Here is a 4005-nt window from a genome sequence, read left to right as displayed (position 1 = left end):
GAAGGCTGTACTTATATGGGGAGTCATGGAATTTACAAAAGCAAGCTGTCCTCCAAAACAAAGGCACCACTAATACATAAAGCCGAACAAATTAATTTACCTTTCTCATCCATCTCATGAAAACGATTAAAGGCTAATAAATTACTGACTAAATTCCCAATCATTCCACTGACACTGACATCATTAACACCAATTAAGTTCCCCACTTTTGCTAAATAGCGATTGAAACAACGATAAATAATTTCAAGCATTGAATAAGCCCCTGCAATAAAGATTCCAATGCGTACAACGATTTGAGCCCCTTCTGCCAGCGAGGCCATTCCTTTTACAAATTCAACACCTGAAACAGCCTGGGCACCTGCAATCATCAGTCCGATTAAACTCATCCAAACCACAACCCGACTTAATAGATTAAAGAATTTAATTAATGATAAGGGCCTCACTAAAATTAAAGTCGATAAAATGATAACCCCAACAAATAACGGAATCATATGACGAAATAGTATTAAACCCTCAATTCCTGCTACGATTCCACCAACAAAGCATCCAAATGGGATGGCAATCATTCCAAGAACCATTCCTTTTAAAAAGATAGGAATATCTTTTTTAGGAATCATTCCAAATGCCACCGGAATCGAAAAACTAATCGTTGCACCCAGACCTGATGCAATCACCATTCCTGAAAATTCTCCCATTAAAGTGGAATTTGCTAATTCCATTGATAATTGATATCCACCCATATCACAAGCTAAAAAAGTTCCAATTAAAATAGAGGGATCCATTTGAAAAAGAGTCGCAATTGGAGTCAACACCCGACTTAATACATCTGAAAAAACAGGCGCCAATAAAAAAATTCCAAGCATATTCAGCGTTAAAACACCTATTGACTTAATCCCTCTTTCAAAACATTCGCCTAAACCCATTCGGTTTCCCATCATAAAATCAAGGCCACCAATCACAAAAAAGATTGCCACCACATAAAAAATTAAATCTGTTATCACATCTATCCACCTTCTATCTTAACTTTTTATATTCCTTCTTCACTAATTTAACATTAATTGTAACAAAAAGAAACAAAAAAGGTCTTTGTGAACTTTCACAAAGACCTTTTAATTAAGAAATTTTTTGATTAAATTTTTTCCAACTAAGCTCTTGCATTTTTGAAAATTCTTGACGCTCTTGCTTAAATAAGTTTGGACTAATTCGATAGGCATAAGCTTGTAGCATTTTCCCATCTTCCGTCACAACCTCTACAATATCTCGATTGTACATGTTGCTTGGATTATTTTTTGAGATATATCCTTCAATTTCATCTAATGGTTTTAAGACTTCGTGGAGTTCGTTGACATAAAAGAGTTGTCCTTCAATCCAATGTTCGCCCGGCATTAAGGCTGGATAATCTTCTTTTTTATAATAATATAAAGTGCCTTTTACTTTGGCATTTTCAACATGCGTTAAGTTGTCATGTAAAACATCAATATAATTGCGCTCTCCAACCATTAGTGTTCCGTAAACAAAGATGGGTAACACAGTTTCTTGATGTTTTAGCATACAGCTCCTCCTGTCACTTTAACATCTTGATCAACGTTAATTCCTGTTTCAATTAAAATCGTTAACCCTGTTACAATATCTGCTACAGACATCGATGGCATTGTTGGCTTATCAACTGTTTGCATTGGGACATAAGGAATATGAACAAAGCCTGCTTTTAAAGAGGGTTGTTGCGTCGCTGCAAAATGTAAGGCTCCATACATGATATGATTACATACAAATGTACCAGCTGTATTTGACACAGCAGCAGGAATCCCGGCTGCTTTCATATTTTGAACCATTGCTTTAATCGGTAACGTTGCGAAGTAAGCAGCAGGACCTTCTGCAAAAATAGTACGGTCAATAGGCTGTGCTCCCTCGTTATCTGGAATACGCGCATCATCTTGATTAATCGCGACACGCTCAACTGTAATATTAGGACGACCACCTGCTTGACCAACACAAATAACCATATCAGGTTGTTCCTCTTTTAATGTTTGATAAAGAACCTCAATACTTTTATCGAATACTGTTGGAATCTCTTTTTTGATAATTTGAACCCCTAAAATCTCATCTGGTAATTGCATCACAGACATTAATGCTGGATTAACGGGTTCTCCACCAAATGGATCAAATCCTGTCACTAAAACTTTTTTCATAACCTTCATCCTCCTAATCGACAACTAGATGCAAGTATTTATTAGAATGCCAAGAATCGCATTAAAATAATATGGATAATTAACATGATGATAGCAAATGGTGCTTGAGCTTTAATGACACCATATTGATTTTTCAATTCTAAAATAGAAGCCGGCACAATGTTGAAGTTTGCAGCCATTGGCGTTAATAATGTTCCACAGAATCCTGCTGTTAAGGCTAACGCACCAGCAATTAATGGATTAGCACCTAATGCAAAGACGAATGGAACCCCAATTCCAGCTGTAATAACTGAAAAGGCTGCAAAAGCATTTCCCATAACTGCTGTGAACACTGCCATTCCAACACAGTAAGCAATTACACCCAACCAAATATTCCCTTCTGGGATGACTTGACTTACTCCACCTGCAATGACATCTCCAACACCTGTAACTGTAAATAATGTTCCAAGCGCTGCTAAAATCTGAGGTAAAATAGCTGTTGGCCCAACTTGACTTAATAAACGAATTGACTCATCGTTTGCTTCTTTAACATTTGATTTAGAAATAAAGAACATCACGATTAAAGCCCCGATTCCACTTAACCCAATCGCATTGTAAGATCCTAAATTTGTAAACTGTGCAATGACGAATGCTAACACAGCTAAAACTAATGCTGGAACAAATAATTTGTTTCCAATTTTTTCAGCTGAATCTAATTTAAACTGTTCGCTACTTGTTTTAAAGCTTCCCACTTTAACTTGTTTCGTTGCTGATAAAACAGCCATCGCAATAATTAATACCCCAACGATATTCGCTGGAATCCAATCACCAAAAATAAAGATAATTCCAAGGATTGACCAGAATAATGCCGTTCCTACTTTCGCCTGTTGCTCGTTAGAACGAAGGGCAAACACAGATAAAGAAATACAAACTAAACCGATAATCGCATAAATGATCGTTAATAAAACATTAGTCATTAGTTATTCCCTCCCTTTTTAGACACCACTTGATATTTGTTTTTGAATTTTTTCTCATTCATTCTAAATTGAATAATACCAAGTACTAAGGCAATAATCGCAATCGGTAACGTTGTTAGGGCAATGGTAATCGGTCCTTGCTTAGCATCAACTGTATACCCAAGCTCATTTAATGATCCAACAATTAACATAACCCCTGGAGCCCCAATGAATAAGTTTTGACCAAAGAAGTTTCCATAGTTTTCTGAAGCGGCTGTTAATCCTTTAATTGATTCAACATCTTCTTCTTTAAAATCTTTATATTGAGATGTTGCAGCTCCCTCTGCCATTGGTAAGACTAATGGACGACCAAACTGCACATGTCCTGACATACGAATACTTAAAGCAGCCATAATTAAGCGGAATAATAAATAAATAGATAAAACTCCATCTGCTTTTGCATTTTTAATTTGACCAATTAACCAAGCGGCGCGCTCTTTTAAACCGTAACGTTCCATTAACCCAATAACTGGTAATGTGATAACGAATAACGTCATAAAACGGTTCGATACAAAGGCTTGTCCTAAAATCGTTAAAATTTCATTAAAATCTAAGCCACCTACAAATCCTGTCACGATTCCTGCAATAACTACAATAGCTAATGTATCAATTTTTAACATAAAACCAATGACAATAATTAAAATACCTACTAAACTAAACATAACCTTCCTCCTTTTACTTCATTGCCATCCAAATAAAACATTCTGTTTTTTTGTCACGTCTCAATTATAACACAAAAATGACACAAATACGCCTTTTTTCGACATTCCTTTTATTGGAATTTAATTTTAATGCAATAAAAAAGTTAATATTTATTATTA

The 4005-nt window shown here is 35.6% G+C and carries 5 protein-coding genes; all 5 read right to left on the bottom strand.

Annotated elements, in window-relative coordinates:
- Positions 1–32 precede the first annotated feature (32 nt).
- Positions 33–1001 carry an ethanolamine utilization protein EutH gene (eutH, locus tag HMPREF9402_RS04605; protein ID WP_009606648.1) on the bottom strand — a complete coding sequence of 323 codons (969 nt, stop codon included), beginning with the start codon at positions 999–1001 and terminating at the stop codon, positions 33–35.
- 112 nt (positions 1002–1113) lie between these two features.
- Positions 1114–1551 (bottom strand): gamma-glutamylcyclotransferase family protein, encoded by a 438-nt coding sequence (locus HMPREF9402_RS04600; RefSeq protein ID WP_006785371.1) that lies wholly within the window; start codon positions 1549–1551, stop codon positions 1114–1116.
- Complete coding sequence (pcp, locus tag HMPREF9402_RS04595; RefSeq protein ID WP_006785372.1) at positions 1545–2189, bottom strand: pyroglutamyl-peptidase I; 645 nt, start codon at positions 2187–2189, stop codon at positions 1545–1547. The genes HMPREF9402_RS04600 and pcp overlap by 7 nt, the downstream gene beginning before the upstream one ends.
- A 41-nt stretch (positions 2190–2230) precedes the next feature.
- Positions 2231–3145 carry a DUF979 domain-containing protein gene (locus tag HMPREF9402_RS04590; RefSeq protein WP_009606647.1) on the bottom strand — a complete coding sequence of 305 codons (915 nt, stop codon included), beginning with the start codon at positions 3143–3145 and terminating at the stop codon, positions 2231–2233.
- Positions 3145–3846 carry a DUF969 domain-containing protein gene (locus HMPREF9402_RS04585; RefSeq protein ID WP_009606649.1) on the bottom strand — a complete coding sequence of 234 codons (702 nt, stop codon included), beginning with the start codon at positions 3844–3846 and terminating at the stop codon, positions 3145–3147. Before HMPREF9402_RS04585 ends, HMPREF9402_RS04590 begins: the two co-directional genes overlap by 1 nt.
- Between the last annotated feature and the right edge of the window lie 159 nt (positions 3847–4005).

It is taken from the genome of Turicibacter sp. HGF1 (assembly GCF_000191865.1).
In the GTDB taxonomy this organism is placed as follows: Bacteria; Bacillota_I; Bacilli_A; order MOL361; family Turicibacteraceae; genus Turicibacter; species Turicibacter sanguinis.
Note: the sequence above shows the minus strand (reverse complement) of the source record. Positions and strands in the feature narration are given on the sequence as shown.

Coding starts and splice junctions, on each gene's coding strand:
- pcp (WP_006785372.1), bottom strand. CDS start 2,189: ATGAAAAAAGTTTTAGTGACAGGATTTGATCCATTTGGTGGAGAACCC.
- HMPREF9402_RS04600 (WP_006785371.1), bottom strand. CDS start 1,551: ATGCTAAAACATCAAGAAACTGTGTTACCCATCTTTGTTTACGGAACA.
- HMPREF9402_RS04590 (WP_009606647.1), bottom strand. CDS start 3,145: ATGACTAATGTTTTATTAACGATCATTTATGCGATTATCGGTTTAGTT.
- HMPREF9402_RS04585 (WP_009606649.1), bottom strand. CDS start 3,846: ATGTTTAGTTTAGTAGGTATTTTAATTATTGTCATTGGTTTTATGTTA.